The organism is Gemmata palustris (assembly GCF_017939745.1).
GTDB classification, from domain to species: Bacteria; Planctomycetota; Planctomycetia; order Gemmatales; family Gemmataceae; genus Gemmata; species Gemmata palustris.
Map to the genome: position 1 here is coordinate 5,877,441 of NZ_JAGKQQ010000001.1, position 23,267 is coordinate 5,900,707.

Annotated in this window: 29 protein-coding genes, 1 tRNA gene and 2 pseudogenes; 23 read left to right on the forward strand and 9 right to left on the reverse strand. The window is 61.9% G+C overall.

All coding sequences use genetic code 11. The features are described from left to right. Positions 1-142: 142 nt before the first annotated feature. Positions 143-715 (forward strand): hypothetical protein, encoded by a 573-nt coding sequence (locus J8F10_RS24430; RefSeq protein ID WP_210658374.1) that lies wholly within the window; start codon positions 143-145, stop codon positions 713-715. 227 nt (positions 716-942) lie between these two features. Here J8F10_RS24430 and J8F10_RS24435 read toward each other — a convergent pair whose 3' ends face one another. Continuing rightward, entirely contained in the window at positions 943-2,277 is a 1,335-nt protein-coding gene (locus J8F10_RS24435; RefSeq protein WP_210652997.1) for an IS701 family transposase, read from the reverse strand. A 117-nt stretch (positions 2,278-2,394) separates the two neighbouring features. Here J8F10_RS24435 and J8F10_RS24440 point away from each other — a divergent pair, with 117 nt between their 5' ends. The 5 genes from J8F10_RS24440 (at position 2,395) to J8F10_RS24455 (ending at position 4,287) form a co-directional block, all read left to right on the forward strand. Continuing rightward, positions 2,395-2,844, forward strand: coding sequence for a hypothetical protein (locus tag J8F10_RS24440; protein ID WP_210658376.1), 450 nt, complete (start codon positions 2,395-2,397; stop codon positions 2,842-2,844). 261 nt (positions 2,845-3,105) lie between these two features. Continuing rightward, the gene (locus J8F10_RS24445; protein WP_210658379.1) at positions 3,106-3,300 is read left to right on the forward strand and encodes a hypothetical protein; all 195 of its coding nucleotides are present in this window, start codon (positions 3,106-3,108) and stop codon (positions 3,298-3,300) included. Positions 3,301-3,311: 11 nt separating this feature from the next. Continuing rightward, entirely contained in the window at positions 3,312-3,635 is a 324-nt protein-coding gene (locus J8F10_RS24450; protein WP_210658381.1) for a hypothetical protein, read from the forward strand. A 194-nt stretch (positions 3,636-3,829) separates the two neighbouring features. Then, positions 3,830-3,955 (forward strand): hypothetical protein, encoded by a 126-nt coding sequence (locus J8F10_RS39995; RefSeq protein ID WP_261363083.1) that lies wholly within the window; start codon positions 3,830-3,832, stop codon positions 3,953-3,955. Positions 3,956-4,035: 80 nt separating this feature from the next. After that, positions 4,036-4,287: a helix-turn-helix domain-containing protein gene (locus J8F10_RS24455; RefSeq protein ID WP_210658383.1), complete on the forward strand. Its 252-nt coding sequence runs from the start codon at positions 4,036-4,038 to the stop codon at positions 4,285-4,287. On the opposite strand, the gene J8F10_RS24460 is transcribed toward J8F10_RS24455, so the two are convergent. Together J8F10_RS24460 and J8F10_RS24465 are read right to left on the reverse strand one after the other, a co-directional pair. Next, positions 4,256-5,284: a tyrosine-type recombinase/integrase gene (locus J8F10_RS24460; protein ID WP_210658385.1), complete on the reverse strand. Its 1,029-nt coding sequence runs from the start codon at positions 5,282-5,284 to the stop codon at positions 4,256-4,258. The genes J8F10_RS24455 and J8F10_RS24460 overlap by 32 nt on opposite strands. A 168-nt stretch (positions 5,285-5,452) precedes the next feature. Beyond that, a tRNA-Asp gene (locus J8F10_RS24465) sits at positions 5,453-5,526 on the reverse strand. Between the two features lie 152 nt (positions 5,527-5,678). Here J8F10_RS24465 and J8F10_RS24470 point away from each other — a divergent pair. After that, positions 5,679-6,857, forward strand: coding sequence for a tyrosine-type recombinase/integrase (locus J8F10_RS24470; protein WP_210658388.1), 1,179 nt, complete (start codon positions 5,679-5,681; stop codon positions 6,855-6,857). 88 nt (positions 6,858-6,945) lie between these two features. Here the strand turns inward: J8F10_RS24470 and J8F10_RS24475 are convergent, their stop codons facing one another. Together J8F10_RS24475 and J8F10_RS24480 are read right to left on the reverse strand one after the other, a co-directional pair. Then, a complete protein-coding gene (locus tag J8F10_RS24475) occupies positions 6,946-7,401 on the reverse strand; it encodes a YcxB family protein (RefSeq protein WP_210658390.1) in 456 nt (151 codons plus the stop codon). A 164-nt stretch (positions 7,402-7,565) separates the two neighbouring features. Then, the gene (locus J8F10_RS24480; RefSeq protein ID WP_315854155.1) at positions 7,566-7,847 is read right to left on the reverse strand and encodes a helix-turn-helix transcriptional regulator; all 282 of its coding nucleotides are present in this window, start codon (positions 7,845-7,847) and stop codon (positions 7,566-7,568) included. 258 nt (positions 7,848-8,105) lie between these two features. Between J8F10_RS24480 and J8F10_RS24485 the strand changes: the two genes are divergently transcribed. The 13 genes and pseudogenes from J8F10_RS24485 to J8F10_RS39225 all read left to right on the forward strand — a co-directional run. Next, a complete protein-coding gene (locus tag J8F10_RS24485; RefSeq protein ID WP_210658394.1) occupies positions 8,106-8,495 on the forward strand; it encodes a hypothetical protein in 390 nt (129 codons plus the stop codon). Then, entirely contained in the window at positions 8,488-8,982 is a 495-nt protein-coding gene (locus J8F10_RS24490; RefSeq protein WP_210658396.1) for a hypothetical protein, read from the forward strand. Before J8F10_RS24485 ends, J8F10_RS24490 begins: the two co-directional genes overlap by 8 nt. Continuing rightward, positions 8,979-9,347 (forward strand): hypothetical protein, encoded by a 369-nt coding sequence (locus J8F10_RS24495; protein ID WP_210658398.1) that lies wholly within the window; start codon positions 8,979-8,981, stop codon positions 9,345-9,347. The genes J8F10_RS24490 and J8F10_RS24495 overlap by 4 nt, the downstream gene beginning before the upstream one ends. 130 nt (positions 9,348-9,477) lie before the next feature. After that, a complete protein-coding gene (locus J8F10_RS24500) occupies positions 9,478-10,251 on the forward strand; it encodes a hypothetical protein (protein WP_210658400.1) in 774 nt (257 codons plus the stop codon). A 134-nt stretch (positions 10,252-10,385) separates the two neighbouring features. After that, positions 10,386-10,526, forward strand: coding sequence for a hypothetical protein (locus tag J8F10_RS24505; RefSeq protein ID WP_210658402.1), 141 nt, complete (start codon positions 10,386-10,388; stop codon positions 10,524-10,526). Positions 10,527-10,589: 63 nt separating this feature from the next. Next, on the forward strand, positions 10,590-10,859 hold the full coding sequence (locus tag J8F10_RS24510) for a hypothetical protein (protein WP_210652645.1): 270 nt from the start codon (positions 10,590-10,592) through the stop codon (positions 10,857-10,859). Then, a pseudogene (locus J8F10_RS24515) lies at positions 10,808-11,893 on the forward strand (hypothetical protein); the annotation flags it as partial. The gene J8F10_RS24510 and the pseudogene J8F10_RS24515, both read left to right, overlap by 52 nt. Then, the gene (locus J8F10_RS40000) at positions 11,890-12,018 is read left to right on the forward strand and encodes a hypothetical protein (protein ID WP_261363084.1); all 129 of its coding nucleotides are present in this window, start codon (positions 11,890-11,892) and stop codon (positions 12,016-12,018) included. The pseudogene J8F10_RS24515 and the gene J8F10_RS40000, both read left to right, overlap by 4 nt. Positions 12,019-12,131: 113 nt before the next feature. Beyond that, positions 12,132-12,500, forward strand: coding sequence for a helix-turn-helix domain-containing protein (locus J8F10_RS24520; protein WP_210658405.1), 369 nt, complete (start codon positions 12,132-12,134; stop codon positions 12,498-12,500). A gap of 84 nt (positions 12,501-12,584) precedes the next feature. Then, the gene (locus J8F10_RS24525) at positions 12,585-13,040 is read left to right on the forward strand and encodes a hypothetical protein (RefSeq protein WP_210658407.1); all 456 of its coding nucleotides are present in this window, start codon (positions 12,585-12,587) and stop codon (positions 13,038-13,040) included. Further along, positions 13,037-14,425: an AAA family ATPase gene (locus J8F10_RS24530; RefSeq protein WP_210658409.1), complete on the forward strand. Its 1,389-nt coding sequence runs from the start codon at positions 13,037-13,039 to the stop codon at positions 14,423-14,425. The genes J8F10_RS24525 and J8F10_RS24530 overlap by 4 nt, the downstream gene beginning before the upstream one ends. Then, on the forward strand, positions 14,422-14,805 hold the full coding sequence (locus tag J8F10_RS24535; protein WP_210658411.1) for a TubC N-terminal docking domain-related protein: 384 nt from the start codon (positions 14,422-14,424) through the stop codon (positions 14,803-14,805). Before J8F10_RS24530 ends, J8F10_RS24535 begins: the two co-directional genes overlap by 4 nt. A gap of 560 nt (positions 14,806-15,365) precedes the next feature. Beyond that, positions 15,366-15,662, forward strand: a pseudogene (locus J8F10_RS39225) (hypothetical protein); the annotation flags it as partial. On the opposite strand, the gene J8F10_RS24540 reads toward J8F10_RS39225, so the two are convergent. The 4 genes from J8F10_RS24540 to J8F10_RS24555 form a co-directional block, all read right to left on the reverse strand. Then, positions 15,616-16,656: a hypothetical protein gene (locus J8F10_RS24540; protein ID WP_210658414.1), complete on the reverse strand. Its 1,041-nt coding sequence runs from the start codon at positions 16,654-16,656 to the stop codon at positions 15,616-15,618. The pseudogene J8F10_RS39225 and the gene J8F10_RS24540 overlap by 47 nt on opposite strands. Positions 16,657-17,069: 413 nt before the next feature. Continuing rightward, positions 17,070-17,966, reverse strand: a complete 897-nt coding sequence (locus tag J8F10_RS24545; RefSeq protein WP_210662116.1) for a DUF1559 domain-containing protein — start codon at positions 17,964-17,966, stop codon at positions 17,070-17,072. A gap of 8 nt (positions 17,967-17,974) precedes the next feature. After that, on the reverse strand, positions 17,975-19,045 hold the full coding sequence (locus tag J8F10_RS24550) for a hypothetical protein (RefSeq protein ID WP_210658416.1): 1,071 nt from the start codon (positions 19,043-19,045) through the stop codon (positions 17,975-17,977). Between the two features lie 859 nt (positions 19,046-19,904). Then, positions 19,905-21,311, reverse strand: a complete 1,407-nt coding sequence (locus J8F10_RS24555; protein WP_390891118.1) for a DUF1573 domain-containing protein — start codon at positions 21,309-21,311, stop codon at positions 19,905-19,907. 394 nt (positions 21,312-21,705) lie between these two features. Between J8F10_RS24555 and J8F10_RS24560 the strand changes: the two genes are divergently transcribed. The 3 genes from J8F10_RS24560 to J8F10_RS24570 are packed head-to-tail and all read left to right on the forward strand — an operon-like array spanning position 21,706 to position 22,717. Beyond that, positions 21,706-21,894 carry a hypothetical protein gene (locus tag J8F10_RS24560; RefSeq protein WP_210658420.1) on the forward strand — a complete coding sequence of 63 codons (189 nt, stop codon included), beginning with the start codon at positions 21,706-21,708 and terminating at the stop codon, positions 21,892-21,894. Further along, positions 21,873-22,118, forward strand: coding sequence for a hypothetical protein (locus tag J8F10_RS24565; protein WP_210658422.1), 246 nt, complete (start codon positions 21,873-21,875; stop codon positions 22,116-22,118). The genes J8F10_RS24560 and J8F10_RS24565 overlap by 22 nt, the downstream gene beginning before the upstream one ends. A 38-nt stretch (positions 22,119-22,156) precedes the next feature. After that, a complete protein-coding gene (locus J8F10_RS24570) occupies positions 22,157-22,717 on the forward strand; it encodes a sigma-70 family RNA polymerase sigma factor (RefSeq protein WP_210658425.1) in 561 nt (186 codons plus the stop codon). Positions 22,718-23,267 lie beyond the last annotated feature (550 nt).

Sequence of the window (23,267 nt, forward strand, 5' to 3'; positions counted from 1 at the left end):
AGGTTGGGTACCAGCGAATTTGTTCAGGACTTGCTCCGAGAGGTCCACCGCTTTCAAGGCGCAATGATTGGGTATTACACCACCGCCACAGTCACGGAATTCAGTATCACGTACTGCCGCTAATTTCAACAATGAGATAGCGATGCGAGAAGAAGAACAGAAGCCAATCCCTTACTTCACCGCTGAAGGAATCGGGATCTTCATCACGCTGGCACTTCGCTTCATGAGCGCACCTAGTCGGGTGCTGATGGTCAAACCGGGAGCGATGGGCCGGCGTGCGCACGGCCTGGTGGAGCTAGCCGGAGCGGGGCTCTTCCTGCCAATCGCGGCAGCGGTCATGCAGATCGAGAAAGGCATGCAATGGGTTATCCCCGTGTCCGGGTTCCTCTGCCTGACATGGGTGATTCAGAAGGTGATGAGCTTCAGCAGTCAGGAGGTGGAGGAGTATGTGGGAACCACATGGTTCAGTGTTTGGTTCCCGAAATCACAGAGCGTGCAGGTTATGGGCGAGGTGTTCTTCTGGCTGCTCGTGACAGCTGTGTTCGGGAACATCAGCCCGCCTCTCGCCTTCGGGATGGTCTTCTCCGGGCTCGCATCGGCACTGCTACTCGGACTGATTATCGAACGGGAGAAACGCGAGATCGAGCTGATGGTGAGCGAACGGAAGAAGCAAAGCATTCAGGCGGAGCGTTTCCGCCAGATGTCCGGTGAGTGATGACCATCCACGTATGAGTGCGCTCGATTCAGGATAGCCATCACCAGGTCACGGGTTGGAGGCCAGTGACGACTGATCGTTACCACCACCATTCGCCCATGTCAAGGAGTGTGTCATGGCAGAAGAGAACAAGCAGACTGAGCAAAGCAAGCAACCGTCCGAACAGGCATCAACGCCGTCATCCAAGCCGGTGCCTATGACCTGCTCTTTGCGCAACTTCATCACCATTAAGCGGCCAAGTCGAGTAGTCGTTCGGCGGCGACTTGTAATTCGGCCTCGTTGATCCCGGGCCGCAGAACCGCCTGAATTTCGTTCCGCAGTAGCTCACGGCGCCAGGCGCGGCGCTTATCCGCGTGACTCGGTCGCCGTTCCCCGTCGTCCCATGGACTTGCGGCCCGGTGCCCGGCCAACGCCTTGGCATCCCGATTCCAGGCCCAAGCTTCGGTCATCGTGAGCGCCCACAGGCACACGTGGAACGCCCCGACGTTGGCCCGCACGAGGCGCACCTGCTGCTGACCCGCCCCGACAACTTCTTTCAGATCGCGGAACGCGATCTCCAGGCTGAAGCGACTCGCGACACTTCCGAGGATGTCGCCCACCGGCGCGGCGGTGTCGGTGCAGAAGAACGCCACCCACCCGGTGGGCTCGTCCACCAGAACGACGCGAATCGCCCCACCGGCCGGGCGCCAGGTGGCCACGAACGTCTTGTACTTCTTCTCCGTCGGTTTCCCGTACAAGTCGAACGTCCCGGTGGCCCACCCGCGGGTCTGTCCGGCTCGCTTGGCCAACTCGATTCGCTGGTCCCCATAGGTCCGGTTCGGTCCGCGCTGGTGGGGCGCCCGCGGGCCGGGCACGGACCACAGGGCCGAGTCCTTCCTCAGTCGGCTCACCACCGTCACCCCGAGCTCCCGCAGGGGCTTGAGTACCGGGGCCTTGGCGTACGCCCCGTCGGCCACCACCCAGAGGGGCTTGCCCAGGTGCCCGAGCCACGAGGCGGCCCACCGCACCAACTCGACGGCCAGTTCCAGCTTGGTCCGGAACCCGGGCCGGGTCCTCGCCGGGATCCCCGGAAGGTCCTTGCGGCGCACGTACAACCGGGCCAGCAGCGGGAGCGCAACGATGCCCCAAGAGGGGTGCCGGGCCAGGAGCCCGAGGACCACCCACACGTGCCCGTACACGAACGGTCCGCCGGCCGGCCCGGGCGTCGGGTTGTGGTGCACCCCGGCCCCTTGTACCGTTGCCCCGTATCGTTCCGTTGGGGTGTCATCCAGGGCCAACGTGAGCCGTCTGGCCTCCGCCGCCAGGGGCCTCACGACCTCCCGCAGCAGGTGTGACGCCGCGCGGTCGGTCCGGCCCCCAAGCGCGGCCACCGTGGTGTAGCACGGGCGATACTCATCGCTCAGCCCGGCGGACCGAATCCAGGTCGTAACGGTGCGCCGGCCCCGAGCCAGAACGGCTCCGACCAGCAACCATGCCAGCCGCGGAGCCGATCGTGGGTCTAACGCCGCCGCGAGAACCGAAAACCAGTGGCACGACGAGGGTAGCGGATGCGATGATGGCATGGCCGCGTCCGTCCGGGGCGAGGGTGGTGTGGTAACCCCATCGTCTCGGACGGGCCGGCGCCTGTCTACACGCTAAGCCTCAGCCGCTCGAATACAGGAAGTCGCGCAAAGTACAGTATGACTCAAAAGGTCACTGAGCACATTGCCGAACGTCGGAAGGCGATCTGGCCAGAGGTCAAACAGTCCTTGCCTGGGATCGCTCGGGAGGCACTCAAGGATGTCAACAACACCATGCACCAGGTGTTCTTCGGGCAGCAAGTGGGGGCAGGTGAGCCAGGGACACCTTTAGTCCCTGTGCCACAGGAGATTTACAACGGAATGCACCCAAAGGTTGACAAATCAGCCGAGGTGGAGATTTCACAGGAAACGCAACAGTCTCAGAATCCTGAACAAACGCCCGAAACGGCAGATCAACAGTCCGAGATCGCCCCGGAGCAGGGCATGAACGTGTCCAATCAGGAGCTGGGGCAACTGAAAAGCCCGCTGGCTGAGATCCGGGCTCAAGTGCAGCAACAGGCAAAGGCGTCGGACAAGGGTAAAGAACAATCCCCAGAAATCGAGAGGTAACCCATGTTCAACCGAATCATGAAAAATCTCCTCGGCAGTATATCTGGCACTCGGCCCGTTAAGCCGTCGATCAGGCGAGTGATCGAACAGCTTGACTTGCGGCCGACAACCTTGCTCCCAGACCGTGCCATATTCAGGTTCTCATGCCATGGTCATTCTTATGGGATAGTGCTGGACGATTATGACGAGCATGCAATCTTGTCCGTCGCGAGCAATGCTAGATTCCGGCTCCGCGACGTTCATCCTGGTCTGGAAGCAATCATGCACCAGCGCAACAGAGAGGTGGAAGGGTATAGCTGGCAGATATACCACGGTCCTTCGTCATCGTGGTTGGTTGTTGTTGCGTTTTGCTCTGCCAACTCGATGGATGGCGCACTGTTCATAAACGGCACCAGCACGCTCCTTGAAGAAGCAAGCATGATGGACAACAAGATACGGCGACTTGGTCTGTTGTAGAGGAGTATCCAGTGCTGAGTCGGATGTATGACTCGTTCATAGCAGTAGCCGGCATCATCCTCGGGCTGGTACTGCTGGCCCGACTCGGCTGGGCTGCGATCCACGGGTTCGAGCCGGCTAACGACTTCGACCGAGCCCGTGTCGCCGACGGTACCTACTGGCCGGGGATTACGTTCTTCCTCGGCTCGCTCCTGTTCGCCATCGTGGTGGTCGCACGCATTGCGTTCATTCAATGGCGGCTTCATCGGAAACTCAAGCAAATGGACCGGGAGTTTTATCTCAAAAACGGCATCCCGCCACAAACCCCTCAGAGGAAACGACGTGATAGACCGTGACGAAACAGCGAAATCGGTCGCGGGCGCATCAGCTGACCTTATCTGTCGTGCTCTGCCGGACCTGATGCGCATGAATCCGGCTGACCGGTACGAGATGATGACCGACTACCTCCTCACCGCCTTTCAAGCGTACATCGACGCGAAGGGTGGGTGGCGGGGACCAATCGAACCTTCGCAAAACTGAGGAGCATCACATGGACCTGGAAGAACTCGCTCTGATGACTCAGATCTTCTGCTACGTCACGTTGCCCGCGATCATCGGGTGGGGCGTGTGGAAGCTGACCCAAGAAGACGGCAGGAAACGGAGCGGGGATTCCTGATCTGAATTCCCGGCAGTGACGGAAACCGTTGTCTGAAGGATTAATGGGCAAGGACCGCCCCTCCTTTTTCGGAGGGTAACGTGCTCACCGTAAAGCAGGCGGCGGAGCGGGCCGCCGTGTCGGAATCACTGATCTACGCCTGGATCGCCGATGGCACCCTCCCGCACGTGCGGCTCGGGCGGAAGGGGAAGCGCGGGACCATCAGAGTTTCGGTAGAGGATTTGGACGGCGCGCTCGCAACGTTCAAGGTGGGGAAGAGTGAGCCGGGACCAGCAAAGGCCCCGGCCCGCAAAAAGGCGGTCACGCTGAAGCATCTCCAGATGCCTTCTTGAGCGTGTCCCGAAGGTGGCGATCAGCGGTGTGCAAATGGCTGTACGTGGTCGCCACCATTTTACCGTCCGCGTGACCGAGAAGCTCCGCGACGGTGAGGTGGTCAGCACCGCTCTCCAGCAGCCGCTCACAGAAACCGTGCCGGAAGTCATAGGCTGCGAATTTGATCCCGAAGTGCTTCTTGAGTCGCCCGAACCGACACGACATCGCTTGAGCGGTCCACGGCACGCCATCCTCGTTTAAAAACACCGGGCCGGTCGGGTTGTCGCGCACCAGGACGGCGAGAATCAATCGGGCGGGTGGGGTCAGGTGGATCACCCGGGGCCGCTTCTTGCCCTTGGCCTCTTCCGCCGGGAACACGACCCGCTCGCGGCCGAACTCGACGTGGCGGGCCTCGATCCGCTTCGACTCCTGGGGGCGGCACCCGCTCTCCCACGAGAACTCCAGCAGAAGGGCGAAGGGATCACCGGGAGGGTAGTGGGCCTTGATCTTCTTCCAGTCGGCGGGAGAGACGGCATTCTCTCGGCGGTTCGGCTTCGGTTTTTCGATGTGCTTAATTGGGGTGGCCGGGATGTAGCCGAGTTTTTCGCCCCAGTTAAAGGGCCGTTGGATGGCAACGATTCCGCCCCGCCGGTAAGCCGGTCCCCAATCCTCGTGCGAATCCGCCCATTCGACGACGTGGAACGGTTTCAGGTCGGCCACGGGTTGGCGGCAGACAGCGGGGGAGAAATTCAGGAAGTCTTGGATGTGGTCGCGGTACCACTCGAAGGTCCGCTTCTCCCGGTGCTTCTCGCACCAGTCGAGGAACTTGTCGAAGATTTCGACGGTGGTGGGACCGGTTGGAACTGTGGGAGCGGGGAGGTCTTTGACCGCCATCAGCTCATGGAAGAGCCGATCCGCCTCGGCCTTATCGGAGCCGAGGTTGTGGCGGTCGCCGTTGATTGTAACGAAGTACGCGTTGCGATCAGCCCGGAACCAGGGCTTGGGAGTGCGGGCCACAGAACACCCTCCGGCAAGAGAAACCGTGTTGGGAGCACCACACGGCAGCCTTCGGGTTGCTGGCCCTCGGTCCGGTTGCAGCCGGGCCGGGGGTTTCTTCTGTACCGCGATTCTGTACCGAACACTTCAAGGCAGGTAAGGACTCGTCGTAAGTCCTTTGTTTTCTAGCGAGGACGACGGGACTCGAACCCGCAACCACCGGATCGACAGTCCGGTACTCTAACCAATTGAGCTACGTCCCCAAATCCTTGCAATCCTAGGCGATCAGCACCTTTCGGCCTTCTCACCTTTCGGCCTTTGACACCTGGAGTGACACCCGGTATCGTTTGGCCGTGGAGTCAGTTGGTGTAACAACTGGCCCCGACACCGTGAAACCCGCATGATGAGCAGTCACATGTCTGAAGCGAATTCTACTCCCGATGCGCCCGGTGGCAAGTCTCCCAAACCGAACAAACCCTACCCCGATTTCCCACTGTTTCCCCACGTAACGAATCGCTGGGCAAAGAAGATTCGCGGGAAGTTGCATTACTTCGGACCGTGGAGGGATCCTGACGGCGCCCTCAAGAGGTACCTCGAGCAGAAGGTTGCGCTCCACTCCGGGCGCAAGCCCCGCGAGGACACGTCCGGATTCACGGTGAAGGATCTGGCGAATCAGTTCCTCAACGCGAAGCAGAACCTCGTCAACTCCGGCGAGCTGGCGCAGCGCTCGTGGGACGATTACAAGGCCGCCTGCGCGCTCTGCGTCGATCACTTCGGCAAGAACCGGATCGTTGCGGACCTCGGCCCCGACGACTTCGCTGAGCTGCGCGCGACAATGGCTGAGAAGTGGGGGCCGGTCACGCTCGGGAACGTGATCCAGCGCATCCGAGTGGCCTTCAAGTTCGCGAGTGACAACGACCTGATCGACCGCCCGGTGCGGTACGGCCAGGCGTTCAAGCGGCCGTCCCGGAAAGTGGTCCGCGTCGATCGAGCCAAGAAGGGGCCGAAGCTGTTCGCGCCCGCGGTGATTCACCAACTACTCGCGGTGGCCAGCAAGCCGATGCGAGCAATGATCCTCCTGGGCATCAACGGCGGGCTCGGGAACTCCGACTGCGGGCGGTTGCCGCAGAGTGCCGTGAACCTCGAAACCGGGTTGATTGACTTCCCCCGGCCCAAAACCGGCATCCCGCGCCGGTGCGCCCTATGGCCCGAAACCGTCGCGGCGCTCCGGGATGCCTTGGCAGTTCGCCCGAACCCGAAGGATGAGTCCGATACGGACCTGGTGTTCATCACGAAGTACGGGTTGCCGTGGGCCAAGGACAGCGCCGATCAGACACTCGCGAAGGAGTTCGGGAAGCTGCTCCGCTCACTCAAGCTCGGCGGGCGAACGGGGCTCGGGTTCTACACCCTACGGCACACGTTCCGCACCGTTGCCGACGAGGCCAAGGACCAACCCGCGGTTGATTACGTGATGGGTCACGAGTCCGGGCACATGTCGTCCCACTACCGCGAAACGATCAGCGACGAGAGGCTCAGGGCCGTCAGCGACTTCGTGCGGAAGTGGGTGTTGGGGCCGGATGTTGTTGCGGCGTAGCGCATGCCTTCAAAACTGGCAAATGCCAAATGCGCTCACATTATGGAATACTTCGGCAACTACTCAGAAGGAGCTGGGGTGGCATTTTTCAGAGCCGGCAGTCGCGGACATTGGCCTCGATTAACTGGGTAAATCGCGCCCAAGTCTCGGGTTGCTCGAACGCCTTAATTGGCACCAAGTAGAACACCTGCTGCCTCGTGGCGAGCATGACCAACCCTCCAGCCCGCTCGGCGCGAATGATGGTCGGCCACGTCATAAACCCGGAGAAACTTTTCCCTACCACCTCTATCCCGTCGTCCGTGAAGGTGTAGGTTCGCGGCTCCCGAAGTTCCTCAGCTGTCTCCCACCGCTTCCGAGCCGCGAAGTAGGTGGCAATTGGGGTGTACACAAAGACGGCGCCCGCGAGAAGAAGGGCGGGCACCGCGAAGGCGTATCCCTCCACTCCCTGTGGTAACTGGACCAAGTTCGGCTTTACCAACGCCATGAGAGGGACGAACGCAAGCACGCCCAGCCAGAACAGTGCGATCAGCGCGACGAGCCTCATCCGGCGAATTCCAACCACCCAGTTCAATCGCAGGAACTCGCGGAAGGTTGGGGTCACCCGCACCACGATTGAAGTATCTGAGGGCATGGGAGGCCATTGGATCGAAGTTGAGCGCGGAATTTTTTTAGAGGATCGTGTCCGGCGGGGAAAAGTGTGACGCCGGGCTACTTCTTGGGAGGCTTCTTCTTCGGGGCCGGTTTGGGCGGATCAGCGTCGTCGTTATCCGCCTCTCCGGGCAGGTTACCGACGTCGAAGTCAGAGACCGAGATGCCGAGGGCACGTGCCAGCTTTCGCACGGTGACCCAGGCCGGTTCCGATTCGCCCTTCTCGAGAAGTGAAATGGCCTGTTTGCTTACCCCCGATTTCTTGGCAAGCGCGTATTGCGATAAGGCCGCTGCCTCACGCAGTTCTTTAAGGCGTTCGCCAAACGTCGGGCCGGTTGCCACAAGCACAGTTCCAACCCTCCCAGAAGGCGATAGCTGACCGCACGCCCGCATTCCGGAATCAAAAGTCTTGTATCGGCTATCCTGCTCTTAAACTTAACGCGATTACAAAAAGCGACAAGAGCAGTTGACCGGACAATTGCGCTTGACTATGGTTCACCAAACGGCCGATGAGTGGTTACGAAAAAGGCTCGCCCGGAGCTAGCACTCCGAGCGAGCCAGTGATGAGTGTCCCTACCCTGCAACAGGAGTGAACGACCCATGCCCGCAACTGTACCCGCCTCCGCGCCGCGGAGCAAGCCCCCCCGCGCACCCGCGCCCGATCTCGCCTACGCCCTCAAACTCTGGCGGGCGCTGGCCAAGTCCGGCTTTATGACCGACGCGAACGTGATCGCGAAGGCCGCTCAGGATCTGCTCCGTATGATCGAGCGGTTCCAGGAAGAGCACACCCCGGGTTCGCTCATCCATGAACTGAACAGGGCGGGGGTTCACCCAACGACCGGTGACGGTTACCCGGCTTCCCTGGCGAAGAACGTGCTCGGCGACCTGGCCGGCCTCGCGTGGTGCCTCGAGTCCGCGGTCGCGTTCATCACGTCCGAGCTGCTCGAGGAACCGCCGGCCGAGCTGAAAGGGGGCGCACGTCATGGCTGATCTCATCCCGTTCGCCGGTGAGCGGAACACGCTCCCCGCAGACCCGACGCCGTTGCTCGCGCTGGCCCGTGCTCCGCTATCGCGGCGTCGTTACTTCCAGGAGTTCTCCCCCGAACACCAGGAGGCGGAAGTTCAGCAGCACGCGCGCGGTCTCGCGATCGCGGCGAGCGATATCGGGAAGTCCGCGGCCCGGATCGGCACCGCATTGCGACTGCTCACCACCGAGGTGGACCGGTTCCTCGAGCAGTGGCCCGACGATGCCGCGGCTGAAGCTGCGAGACTCGCCGCCATCGTCGCAGCGGGGCTGGATCCTAATACCGAACGGTCCCTTACTGGTTGTGGCCCGGAGCACATCCAAGGCACGGCGGAGGAACTCCGGATCTGGCAACCGGTGCTGAACATCGTGCGGGAGCGGTTGGGCGCGCTCGAGCTGCCCGGCATCACCACGAACCAACAACGGCAAACATCCGAGCGGAGGGCAGCATGAAAGCCAAAGGGAAAAAGCCTGTGGAACGGAGACCGCGTTCGCGCGCGGACGTGTTCAGTGCGAGCGGTCCGAACCTCGTGGGCGCCGAGCTGTGCCAGCTCATCCTCCAGGTCCGGGACAAGCTCAAGGACTTCAAGGAACCCGAGGAGCGAGAGCGACTCAGAGAGGAACTCCGCGACGCCGACCTCGCCCCGGAACTGACCGAAGACGAGGGCATTCGGCTGGACGACATCTTCCGGGGTGTTGTAGCGCTACGCACGCTGCTGCCCATGATCTACGTCACGATCTTTGACGTGATGTGGGAGCTGCCCAAAGCCCCCGACACGCCGAAGAACAAACCGCGGTTCGCGCGGCCAGTGAGCTGAGTGTAAACTGTGCGACCACCGCGCCACCGGGAGTAGCTACCCGGTGAAGGCGGCGACCGAGGAACGGCGGTCTCGTACCCGCCCGCCCAAGGCCGCCGCCGGCGCGGCTACTCCCGAGTACGAGGAACCAATGTCAGACACTGTTGAGTTTTTGCGTAACCAAATCGCCCTTCGCCTGGCGGCTCTCGAGCCTTCACTTGCCCCCTACATCCATCGGCCGGATGTGCGAGCGTTTCAAAAAGAGGCGACGGAGAGACTCCGAGCCGAACCGGTTCATATGGCCGTTCACCCCGAATGGGCTGAACGCTGCATCAGGGGGCTGAACAAGACCGTGGCGACGATTGACCTGAATTGCAAGTTGATCGCACTGGGTCACAACCCACCAGGATGGAACCAGTATGAGTGGAACGTTCTCGCCACCTTGGCTGGGATGCAAGAATGCGACATGGAGGATGACGCGCAGGCGTACCAACTGCTCGTCATTCTTGACGGAAGGGCTCGAGAAGTTGATGCAGCCGAGCGCCGTCGGGCCACCTCCGCACACCACAACGAATCACACCAAGCGCCCCAGGAGCCGCAACGGGTCGAAAAGAATGATGCCGAACAGCCAAAATCAGCCGACGAATTCAGTCCGTACCGAATCGAAGGGCAGCACTTGTTTGTGGAATCGTTTAAAGAACCGGTCAAGCTGACAGCCAACCAGCGCAAAACGCTAGCGTTCGTGATCGCTGCCGGTGAGGAGGGTGCAGTGCTTTCCAAGGCGGCCGGAGTACCGCCCGACTACTCCAATTACATCAGGCAAATCAAAGACAAGTTGGCCGTCGCAGAATTGCCCGACTACATCCGCACACCAGGCGACGACGGCAAGGGAGTGGGTGGGGTTTATGCGATCCGACGGTTATAACCCGGATCTCCGGAACCTCGGTTTTTCTCGGCTTCTGCCTCGGCTTCTTCGGCTTCTCTGGGGCGTGCCTTAGGCAATCGGCGAGCGATAGTAATGGTGTGCCGCGTGCCATGACACTTAACGGGAGGCTGACGATGGGTTCCCAGACGCTTTTGCTCCGACAGGACGCTGCCGACCGCCTCGGAGTCCACTTCGCGAAGCTCGAGCGGTTGCGTCACAAGGGCCACATTCCCGAAGCGGTGCAAGCCGGGCGGTACTTCCGGGTGTCCCTGTAGATTTTGGCAGGCGGTAGTGGTTAGGCTGTTGGTCCTTGCACTTTTTGACTCTGGGAGGCACGGATGCCGACGCTAACCATCGAGTACCAGACCGACGCGGAACGACTGATTTTGGAGCAGGCGCTGGCGTTTTTCGCTCAGATGCGACACGTCGGTGCCACCGCTCCCGATGGTACGGTACTGGCCGCTTGTGAACGAGTCGCCCTCGACTCCGGACGCGAACTCGTCCGCGACACGTTGGCTTCCGCCGTCCAGAGTCGCGCCGACACCACCGATGCTTCCCAAAAAAGTCGGGCAGCAGGCTCAAAGGACGACGCCCCCGCTGGCTCTTGACGGCACTCGGGCGCATCCGCCTCCGCCGTCAGTACGCCATCCGCGCCGATGGCGGAGCGTTCCCGGCCGATGCCGTTCTGGGAGCCGAGGGGTATGTAACGACCGCCGCACAGCGGATGGCGGTTCTGGCCGGTGCGAGGGATTCCTTTGCGCGTGCGGAAGTAACGCTGCGTGAGTTGGCCGGTTGGGAGTTAGACGACGAGGTGATTCGCCAACTCACACACGCCGCCGCGAAGAGTCTGAGGGCCTCCCGCGAGCATCGCGCCGACGCCGAACGATTCGCAACGGCCGGGGGAGTCGTCGAGGTGCAAATCGACGCCGGGAAGGTGAACACCACGACCGGATGGCGGGACATCAAGTTGGGCGTGGTTTGCAAGCGAGAGCGGGGGAAGTCCGCGACGCCCGAAAAGTGGAGCGACCGCGTGTTGCCGCCCCCAACGATTCGGACCGTGGTGGCCAACGTCGAGGGCGCGAGCATTTTCGCGGAGCGCGTGCGAGCGGAGGCGGATCGCCTGAAGGTGACCACCGCCAGCGACGTGACGGTATTGGGTGACGGCGCGGAGTGGATCTGGAATCTGGCGGCCGATGTGTTGCCCCAGGCCGCCGGTGTATTGGACGTGTATCACGCGATCGAGCACATCGGGACTGCGGTGAAGGCGATCTGGGGTGAGACGGCGGAGGCGACCGCTCGTCGGCAGAGCGCCTTGTTGGCCGTGGTGACGGATGGGAAAGCCGGGATCGAGCGGTGGATCGCCGATACGTTCGGCGCGTTGCCGTCGGAATCCAACGGAGACGTGTTGCGGGCGTTGGCGCGTTACCTCGGCTCGCACCCGACGCGGTTGGGCTACGCGCAACGGCTGGCAAATGGTCGGAGTATCGGCAGCGGGTTAATCGAGGGTTCGGTGAAGCAGTTGGTGAATCGCCGGATGAAACTAACCGGCGCGCGGTGGCGCGTGGAACACGTCGGGCCGCTGGTGGAACTGGCGGCCGTCATCGAGACCCCAGACTGGCACGACTTCTGGACCGCCGCTTGAGCGTTGCCAAAATCTACAGGGACACCCGGTACTTCCTGTACCCCTCGGACAAGATCGACTCGATCAAGGAACGGCTGATCGCCCAAGGCCTCATCAAGCTGCAGTCCGAAGCGATCGCGGCCTGAACCACCTGGTGAATCTGGAGCGCGGTACCGACCCGCGCTTCATTTTGGACTTTGAAATAGGTAGTGCCGATACTTTTTACAAAATCGATTGGCAATCCAGATGGAGAGCTGTCGTGGTTAAGCCCGCAAATGGTCCGAACGAGCCCGCCCCGGCGCGTGGCCGCGACGACTTCGCTCGGTTCGTTAACGAGGTGATTGAAGCGGTCCGCACCGAGTTGCACGCCGCACCCGGTCTGACCCCTAACGAGGTGGCCAGCGTTCTGCGTGTCAGTCAGGGCAAAGTGCTCGCGTGGATCACGAGCGGCGAATTGGTTGCCACGAACACCGCGGCTGCGCTGTGCGGAAAGCCGCGCTGGGTCGTGAGCGCTTCAGCGCTCGAGGCGTTTCGCAAGAAGAGGAGTAGCCTGCCGCTGCCCAAGGTAGCGCGCCGACGCCGACCATCAGGGCTGGTCGATTACTTCCCCGACAGTGAGGCTGCCTGAAAACGCCGACACCCCGGCTGTAACCGAGGTGTGACGCACAACACAAACTAACTGGCCCGGCAAGGCCTTCGAGGAGCTACCAACATGATGAACCACACCCGCGAAAAAAGCAAGCCCGTGCGCCGCGACGTTGGTCACACGGTGCCGTCAGGACCGGTGCCGTTCGCTCACCCGGATCACTCCCTTCAACTCAACTGGCCGTTCGCTCAGTACGCCGACGCGCTGCTCAAACTCGACGAGGCGAAAAAGCGCGAGTGGGCCGCGACCGTCACGGGTGACCACAACGCGCGCGAGCTCGCATCTTTCGACATGCTCGAGGCACTGACCGAGGTTCAGAAGGTCCGCGACTCCGCGGGGCAACTCCTCGCATTCTGCCTGCGCGTCGCTCTCGAAGACGATCACGCTGGCACGTTCCGGGCGCTGCTCAACAAAGCCCTCGGCATGGACCATCTCAGGGCGCGCCTCGATCAGCTCGAAGCACGGCTCGACGAAGTTGAAGACGGCGTGCTCGCGATCAACCGCGGGGAGGTGCTCGTTTGAACGCCAATCCCAAAGGTCTCAAACACAAACTGAGCACGCAAGGAGGCGTGCGCCTTCACCAGCCCGGGGCCGAAGCCCCGGCGCCGTCGGAACTGATCGTAACGCCGCTCACCGGGAAGAAGGTCAAGCCCGTTCGGTACTTGATTCCGGGCCGAATCCCGTCCGGCAAGTTGATCCTGATTGCGGGGCGCGGGGGGAGCGGGAAAAGCACGCTGCTGAGGTCCGTCGCCGCCGACCTGTCCGTGGGCCGGTGCGCGCTCGGGCTCACGTACCCCAATCCCGTTCGCGCCAAGACGCTTATCGTCGCGGCCGAGGACGGTCCCGAGGACACGATCCTGCCGGGCCTGTTGGCCGAGGGAGCCGACCTGACGCGGATCGCGATCTTGGAGGGCGTGCGCCGCGGCAGCGCCAAGTCCGACTTCACGCTCTCCCCGGAGCACGTGGAACTGGTCCGCGAGCAACTGAAGAAGTCGCCCGAGATCAAGTTGGTGACGATCGACCCGATCGCGTCGTTCGTGGGCCGCGCGAAGATCGACGACCACCGCGCGACGGAGCTGCGCCTGGTGTTGGACCCGTTGAGCGAACTGGCCGAGGCGAGCGGGGTGACGATCGCGATGGTCGCGCACCTGAACAAAGCCGGGGGCGGGGCCGGCACCGCGGCCGTGGACCGGATCGCGGGAAGCGCGGCGTATCGGGACGCGGTCCGGGCCGCGTACCTGATCTGCGAGGACGCCGACGACGACACGCGCCGGTTGCTCATGCCGGTGAAAGAGAACCTGCCCGGGTTCGAGCACACCAGCATTCCGTTCGGCCTCGCTCCGCTGAGCGAGCCGGACGCCGATGCCGTGGTCAAGCGCGAGCAGTTCCGCCACCTCGAGGCCGACGACCTGGCCGCGGTCCGCGCGCAACTGCGCCGGGTGCGGTTCTTCACCGCGGTGAGCATGGACGCGGACACGGCGTTGAAGGCGAAGAAGCAGGACGGAACGAAGGTCGAGCGGTGCAAGGAATGGCTCAAGACGTTCCTCGCGAAGTACGCCTTTCCGTCCAACGAGATCATGGAAGCAGCGAAGAAGGCTTCTTTCACCTTCGACAACGTGAAGGAAGCAAAGTCCCAGCTCAAGAGCGAGGGCGCGTTGTGGAATCACAACCTGGGCAAAGTGCGTGGCGAATGGTGGTCAGGGTTGGGTGAGCCATTGAACTGGAAGCTCCGCCCCGAGCCCACTCCCTTCTCTCCCCAGACTCCCTTCTCTCCCCCCTCTCCCTTCTCTCCCTTTCTTGGAAATACAAGCAGTTTTCAAGAAGGGGAAAGAAGGGAGAGAAGGGAGTCTGAGGAGTGTGGGGAGTCACCCCACATTGAACCCCCAGATAGCGAGGGGGTGCTATGACCACCGCAACCCTCACCGTTTCAGAGTTGCTCACCGACCTGAGCGTCGCCGGTGTTCGTCTCTGGCCGGAGGGACGGAACATCCACTACCGATCCCCGAGCCCGCTCAGTTTCGCGTTGAAAGAGGCCATCATCGGACACAAGCCCGAACTGCTGATCCGCCTTGCCGCATGGGACGCATCGGAAGCAATGCAGTTGGAACACGCGGCCGATGGCCTGGTCGAGTCGCTCGGCATCTCCGGGAACGACCCCGTGATTCAGGAAGTTGCCGGCCGGTGCGTTCAGGCTCACCACCGCAATGACATGACGGGCGTGCGTGCGGCGTGCGCGACGATCGAAGATCGCGCGAGGAAGGTGGCAAAGGGCCGTAACGCCGCCTGAGCCGCTCGCCCTGCCACGACGCAGCCGGGGCCGTTAGTCGCCGTCACAACCGGACCGGCATCCGCGAACCAAGCGTGAGCAAACCAGTGTGGGCACCGGGTCAGGAACCCGTCCGAGGGCTTCACGGGTCCCTCCCCGACCCGATCCGCGGGGCACCCCACGGGGAACAGTCGGGCTCGTACACAGAGTAGCGGTGTGACACCAGGAGTTTGACAACTGTGACTCTCAGGGAATCGGATCTTCTGCTCGTGCGAGTACTTGGAGCGACTGACACGCTATTCCTTACGGTGCGCGACTGGCGCTTGGGAGTGAACGCGGCGCACCTCGGGCGCGCGATGTGCGCGAAGCGGGGCGTCTCGACACCCGTGAGCGGAGCGACCGCGGACCGGAAGGCTGGGGGGGAGTGGTTACTCACGGTTTGGCCGATGCGGGATTGCTCGTGGTCGCACGGGATCGGAGTGAGACGTTCCCCGGATGCCAACTCACGGCGGCCGGAGAAGCCCGCGCTCGCGCCTTGGTGTACTTACCCGGCGCGGCCAAGGGGCTGGCGTTCGGGGCGCGAGCAGGCCTTGCGGCACGCCGTGTGTTGGCGGAGGACGAGCTACGGTACCGACTCGCCGGACGAAAGCCGGTTCGTCGAGCGAGTGTTGACCACGGTCGCCACTTGACGGCAGCAGAGCCGGGACTTGCTGACCTTTCTGGCCAATGCCATACAGGCCGAAAGGGTCAAGGGCCGACCGCCAACTCTCCTCCTGCCGCAACTGTCGGCCACCGAAACTCTTTCCGGCAAAGGCCGAAGTGCAACTGGTTTCAGTAGCACGCGATCCAGGCCTGGGTCGTCTTCCCTTTGTGCTTAGCCCGCGCAACGACCTCACCCTTACGGTCTACCTTTAGCAGTTCCGACTCGGTCACGGCCCATGCGTGCCCGGTCCGTCGGTCCACATCAGCCGTCAGAGCCGGGATCTTAAACGTGTCACCCGGTTTACCCTCTGCAGTGAACCAACTCAACCCGCGTCGCTCGTTTACGACCCAGACGGCCCCGTCCTTCGGATCGACGGAAACCCGAATCGGTTGCTTGTCCACCGCGCGGGTAACAAGGGACTTGCCGTCGGCGTCAAAGCCGAGCAACTCGTTCCGACCTTTCGTCCCGTCGTCATACCCGCACGTAACGGCCCAGATCCCGCCGGTCCGCGGGTCTACCGCTACCGACATCGCGCAATACTCGGCAATGTCCTTTCGGACAAGCACCTTCCCATCGAGCGAGACCTTCAACAACTGCTGCTCGACCAGCCAGAAGGCGTCACCCTTCGGGTCATGTGCGATGTCGTACCCGCGGAACTCATGGGTCGCGATGGACCGGCCGTCGGGATTGAACACTTCGACCGATCCCTGTCCAATGGACTCATGGAGCGTTACCCATGCGTTCCCGGTCATCGGGTCGATCGCCACTGCGGATGCCTTCACGTTGGGCACCTCGACCCGTCGCCCCCCATCGAAGTCGTAAGCGAGTAGCCGGGCGCGGACCGTTTCCGCGACCCACACGCGCCGGCGGTGCGAATCGACTGCCACCCGGTGCGGGGAGCCAATTTCCTCGCACACGTTCAGATCGGTGATCCGTTTCCGGAGCGTGCCTGCCCCGTCGAACAGTGAGAGATTGTCTTCGTAGGCGTCCTTCCCATTGTAGATCGGATCACAATTGTCGAGGACGGCCACCCCGGTCGGCGGATTATCCGCTTTGGTTGGGGCTGCGGGGGCGAGCCTCGTCAACACAAGGGCGGCGGCCGGGGTAAGTGCGGCCGCGGCCAGTCCGACGAATTCGCGCCGGGTTCTGTGCTCAGAGCAAGTCAGCATTTCGGCCTCTGATCCGAGTGAAAGTAGTGGGATTGCACCGAGTCTAACAAACGCCTTGACGATTTCCCAGGACGAAAGGCCATCGAAATTCAGATAGTCGGACGACCGCTGCCCTAGGGTATCACTCCCACATTGGGCGGGACTTGCTTACAGGCCCTGACAAAACCTCGAAAATGCCTTGGAAACGGTCCGAATCCGGGGTTTTGTCAGGGCCTGTTAAGACTTGTTGGCAAGGCTAAGAAGCTCCTACCAACAAGCCCGTTAGGGTCGCATGTACAGCGTGCCCCAGTGAACGGGTGCCTTTTTGTGGCCTACCTCCGGGTGAGCCAATGACTGGCTGGGGTAGGCTTTTTCTGGCCGCCCCCCTTTCCTGCCTCAGGCAGGAGGCGTCTGGGTTCTCGGCGCTCCACCGATCATTCCGGGACGGTTACGACCTCTCCGCCCGCGCGGGTCGTCAGTGCGGAGATCACAGGTTCTGCCGAGTAACTTAGGAAGCGAACGGACCCGTCGCCGAAGACAAAATTTGCACCGCCGCTGTGCAGGGACCAGAAGTGGAATACGTCACACTGGTTGTCAAACCGACCGGGGGCGAACGAAAACGGGCCAGCCGGGCAACCTTCACCGACGACGTTCCGTTCGGAAGCGCCGAGCAACATCTCGAGTGAGCCGTCCTGGGATTGCCCCCACCCGCGGTACCACCACCCGTACCGCAGGTCGGCTGCGGGTGGCCGTTCGCCAAGCATCAGCGTGTTGCTGGTCCCGTCGGTGACATCGATCATGCGCACAGCCGAGTCCCGGAACAGCATGCCGTCTTTCGTATCCTGGTTTCGACCCTCCACTCCGAGGTACGAAGTGAAGGCGATCAGGCCGAACATACCGGGTTTCGGCCCTGGCAACCGTGGGTCACTCGGGCAGTTGAACAGCAGGACCGGCTTACCGAGCAATCGGTGGTGCGGCACGTGGCCGTAGAACTTTAACGGATCGGGATCGCTGTCGAACGCTTCCTCCACTTGACGCCACAAGTTCGCCTGCTCGATGTCCGGCAAGATTCGTGCTTCCCATCCCAGGAACGGCAAACGCGCCCCCTCGCTCTTCACGCTCAGGCCGGGAGGTAACTGTCCCCGGCGGTCGTGGTAATTGTGGAGCGCGAGGGCGAGTTGCTTCTGGTTGTTCTGACACTGGAGCCGGGCAGTTGCGGCTCGCACCTTTTGGACCGCAGGCAGGAGGAGGCCGAGGAGCGTCGCGATGATCCCGATCACCACGAGCAGCTCGATCAGTGTGTACCCGTTTGGGCATTGGCGTCTGCGCATGACGTTCCTCAGGTGCGGCGACGGAGACGCGACCAGCCAAACACACTGAGCACCAATCCGACGAGAGCCAAGACGGTGTAAAGTGGCCAACTGGTCCCCGGCGGTTGTACCTCTCGGGCGGCGACGGCGGCCGATTTTTGAAGCGCATCGTCCAACTCCGCGCTGAGGTCCGTCCCGTTGAAATACCCGACCACCCGATTCACCCGGTCGTCGATGACCATCGCCCCGGGAGGCATGTCCAGTCCTTTATAAGTGAATATGGCTTCGTCCGGCCGGACCGTGTAGTCGGCGTTGCTGATCTCGTAGGTAGACACCTTCGTTCCGGCACCGCTGTGTTCCTCTGCGGTAACACGGATGGGAAGCACGTCCTTTTCGTTCGCGTATTCGAGTCGGGTCACAACCCTGAGCTGCGGTTTGTCACGCGGATAGTGATACTCGTACCGACAGACGCGGAAATTTTCGGTGTCGCAAATCCAGTAGTGGAAATCGACTTCGGCAATATCGTGAGAGAAGATCACGTGCCAACACGATTTACCGTCCACCACCTCTTTCCCGACCGTCTTGGCGCTCCCGGCAACGTCAATTCCCAAGCATTCGCTCAGCGAATAGGCCGGGGTGTACCCTCGGGCGATGCCGAGGGTGCGCACGTCAAAACACAAATAAGCCGATCCCTTCTCGTGGACGCGAATGTACCCGCCGAGTTGGTCGGCGTACTGCACTAACTTGCTCCCGTCGAACACCGACAGGGTTTTTTGAGTGACCAACTTGCCTAACCCCGCTTTGACCGCCGCGCCGGGGTCCCCCTTGTTGGCGCGGATTACGCGGTCCCGCTCCGCGGCCTGCTCGCTACGGGACTCGACCACACGCTCAACTTGAGTAAATCGCCACTTATCCCGGTCGAATTCGACATCGACCTCAAGAGCGCCTCTATTCTCGCCGGCTTTCGTCGCCCACTTCAGGTGGAGTTTACCGTGCAGCGGTTTCCTTGCCTGTTCTACTCCACGAAGGAGCGCGACCGGGTCCGCCGACTGGCCATACAAATCCGAACAAAGCAAAAAGCAGCACAGGCAAATGGTCAACCGAACTAGTGAGTCCATATCGCTGACTTCCGCTGCGGGTCTGTGTGGTTATTCTGGGGGAGCGCCCTCTCCACCGGGGGCAGTTGTGCCGCGACGATATCTCAATCACGGAACTCGCTCGAAGATCTCGGAAGACTGTCGGTGCAGGCAACCGTTTTTTGGGATCAGCGGTCTGGAAGGGAGAGAGGACCGACCTTCCGGCTGGGTTATTACGTCGCGGCCCGACATTTGCGGACAAGCAGAGAACGAAGCCAAACTTCAACCCGGACTCCAAAGCCGCCATCGCGGAGCACCGGCGGCTTCACGTCGTAAAGTCGCGCGACTTTACGACGTGTGACCTTGCGATTTGCGGATCGGAAACTGCACGAGTCGTTCAAATTCACTTACGGTGCCGTTGCCGTTGCACACTGACCGCCCTCGGGAAACGTGCCCAGTTCCGGTTTACTCGCCTGCACCCAAATTGTAGTCGTCGGGTTTTCCTGACACTTGGGGAGTTTTGCAGGGTCCCACATGCACGTCACGGTTCGCGAACAATTCCTGAGCGGGGCGTTGCAAACCTTCTTATCGGTTGTTGACAAACAGGATTTTGGAAACATTTCTACATGCTCGCCTATCGTGTTCGCATCAAGTCCCTGCAAAAGATTGCACGCGTTTAGGTTGTCTTGGCCCTCACAGGTTTTCGCTGGCGATTTACAGGCCACCGTGGCCGCGTCCGGAACGGAACAACCGACGGTAACCGGTGTGGGCGCTGCTTGGAGAGCGGGCAACGCTTGGACACACAGCACGAGGCCACACGTCAGCGCGACGAACCCACACACACCTAATGCGAACTGGCGAAGCATGTTGGTCTCCGGTCAGGTTAGGGGGCAAGGCGAAACACAGGGACAATCAGGTCGCGAGTCTCGTTCGTTCCGGGATCAGCGGACAAGGTGGTGCGGAAGCGAACTTCTGCACGAAAGCCCTGTCCCTTTGCGGGAGGAACCGTTACTCTGATAGTCCATCGACGATCCGATTGCTGCTCAGCGATTGCGGTCATCATCGCGCCCGTTGGGGTGACGCCATCAATACCGAACGGCTTGCCCCCCACCACGACGATCTCGCGTTCCACCGGTCCGATCACATTCGACGCGATCACCAAACTGTCCGGTTCCACCGTGATTGGGGATCGGAACACAGCTCTGGCGAGGACTCGCACCGAAGGCCGATTCATGCTGTCGGTGACGACCTGGAGCGGAGTCTCCACCACTCCCGAGTTGGTCAGGCTCCGCCCGCAGAATCGCACCTCGACCTGCAGGTCGCCTTCGTCGCTCCGTGCGTCCAAAACTCGAACGGTGAAGGCAGGGTGGCTCGAGGTGACTTCTCGGATGCGAATGTCTGGTTTGCGATTCGGGCGCAACTTGAAAACCTTGATTACCGGCGCATCGGACTCGATCACCCCGAAATCCACAACAAGCGGACGAACCCAGTAATCCGGCTGGACTCTTGCGGTCACCGCTAACTCTTGAAAAAACGACGGGGGACTAGTGCTTCCGGCTGGTCGGCAGTAAAGCGTGATCCGACCGATCAGGTGGGTTTCGGATTCCCCCGTCTTCAGCGTGACGGGAATCACAAGCGACTCCCCAACCTGGATCACACGGCCAGTCACATCCTTCACCGTCGTACAACCGCAGGTGGAACTCGTCTCCACCACTTCCACCGGGAGGGTTGTATTGTTGGTCAGGGTGAACTCGTGGGTCAGAATCTGATTCTGTTCGACCTCACCGAACTCGTGGCTTGTCGCGTCGAGCCTCAGCCCGCGGGACAACTCAGTCGCCGATGCGTAAATCCTCATTTCGACACCGACAGCCAAAACCGCCAGAGCCAAAAGGAAGCAGGCGGGCACCAAGGGCCTGACGCGCTCAAACACGGGGACGCGGACCCAGCACAAGCCAGACACGAGCAACAGGTCAGCGGCCAGGGTGTACGCCGGGTGAACTGTCAGGTTCCCGAGGCACCCGCAGGACTCTTCCCCTTGGATTAACTTGAACGCAGCAACACAGGAGAATCCCGCGAAACAAAGCGTCGCCACGGCGCGAACCGCTCGGGGCCAAACACCAGCGATCAGCCAAGCGCCGACGAGGAGTTCGGCACCCACGGACACCGTTTGCAGCCACCAATCGGACGAGATCTTTTGCGGACTGACAGTGGTGTGCGCCAGCGCGTGCGCCTTCATTGCGCTCGCGAAAAGCATAATTGACCCAGCGACTATGAAGACGACTCTCTTCATTTCTCAGGATTCCAGGCTGTCGAAAGAATGTTTTGAGAGGTTAACGGCGCTGGCAATAATGAGCAAGACTATTTTCCGGAAATCACGTTCAGGCGGAGAGGCGTCGCGAAAGCTGTTGACAAATTTGTACATCGAAGGCGCACCGCGGTCTTTCAACAGTAACCTTCACTTATGTCAGATAATACACTCACTTTTTCCGCTCTGCTGCACATCGGAGCCGCTCCCACTTCGGGTGTGCCTCCCTTGGATTCGTGGCGGTCTGAGATTACTTGGCGGCCGCGAAAATAGTCCAGAAGCCAGCGTAGCGAGCGCCTGCTCCGACAACAAATGTGACGCCTACGCTGCACTGCTCCAACCAAGCTGTACGTGCCCCCCCGGCGGGGCCGGGGGCAAGTTGCTCAGTAGCACGAGCGCCGCGACGAAGGATCTGGTGAAGGAAGTCGAGGACGTAACCAGGGCGCTCCGGGAGCAGGCCGACACGTTCGGCCCAACTGCCGAGCAAGCGACCCTGTACAAGCGCAAGGGGTACGCGAGGAGGCACTCGCCGGGGCGCAGGTCGAGGTGGGGCGCATCGAGCTCCTGAACAAGTTGGCCGGGGCCGCCGACGCGATCGCGAACGGGGTGGCGTCGGCCGAGCGGCTCACGCTCAACAGCCCGGGCACGTTCGATGCGGACAACGCGGCGCAGCGGTTCGGGAGCGACACGCTCGCGAAAAAGACGATCAAGGCCGCCGAGGAAACGGCGAAGAACACGAACGCAATGGTCAAGGGGTTGGCGGAGTTGGCGAAGGGGCTCCGATTCAAGTAATCGCCCGTCTCACCCCGTGCCCGGGAGGGCGCCGCAGCATGACCGCACCCGAGGTAAACGAACTCGTCGAACGATGGTGGCCCCTCGCCGGCGGGGTGGCGCGCAAGTGGGGCACCCGGTTCCCGTGGCTCGCGCACGATTTCGAGAGTGCGGCCGGGTACGCTCTGTGGCAGCTCGCGCGGAAGGTGAGTGGGGAGACCGACCCGGAGCGCGGCGGGCGGTTCGCCGGTCTGGTCCGCCAGGCGGTGCGATGGGCCGTCATCCGGCGACTCGAGCAGGAGCGCGCGAGCAACCCCGGGGCGTTCCAGTCGCTTCCGAGGGCGATCAATCCGGAGACGGGGAAGGCACGCGACCCGCTCACGAACGCGAAGGGGCGGGAGCGCGAGACCGGGGCCGCGCTCGCCGCTGCCGACGAGCTGGCCACGCTGTTCCGCCGGGCCGAGCTGTCCGAGCGGTACCGCGACGTGGTGATGCGCCGCTTAGGACACGAGGAGCCACGGGAAGAAATCGCGGCGGACCTGGGCGTCAGCGGAACAAGGGTCCGGGAAATGGTGACGATCGCGCGGGAGAAGCTCCGGGACGTGGCCGAAGTCGGATGAGCGATGTGGTCGAGTGTGAACAGCGACGGGCCGCCCACTGAGGCGGCCCGTGTTCGTTTCGAGCTGGTGTTCGCACTTGCACCGGACGCCGGATCGGTCATGCTGGGAGCAGTTCCAGGGGGCGACCGATGACCGAGGCAGAATGGCTAGCATGCGGCGACCCAGAGTTGATGATCTTCGACGTGCAGTTCGATCACAACGCAACTTTCGTTCTACGGGAAAGGAAGTTGCGTCTCTTGGGCTGTGCGTGCTGCCGACTCATGTGGCACGATCTGGTTGCCCCTCACGGCAGGGCTGCAGTAGAGATTGGAGAGCGCTATGCCGATGGCTTAGCGACATGGGAGGAAACCCGCGACGCACGGCACGCGATAGTGGAACGCCACCCTCCGACCCCGTCACGGCTCGTGGATTTTCAGAGACTACCCTCGGCGGAGCGGGTTGAGCGCTCTGCCGCCGCGTCCGCTCGCTCTGTTTGCCGCGCAGATGATGGGAGGAACTATGTGGATCACGCCCAAGACGTGATCAGGAAAACGCTGCAAGTCGCCAGGGA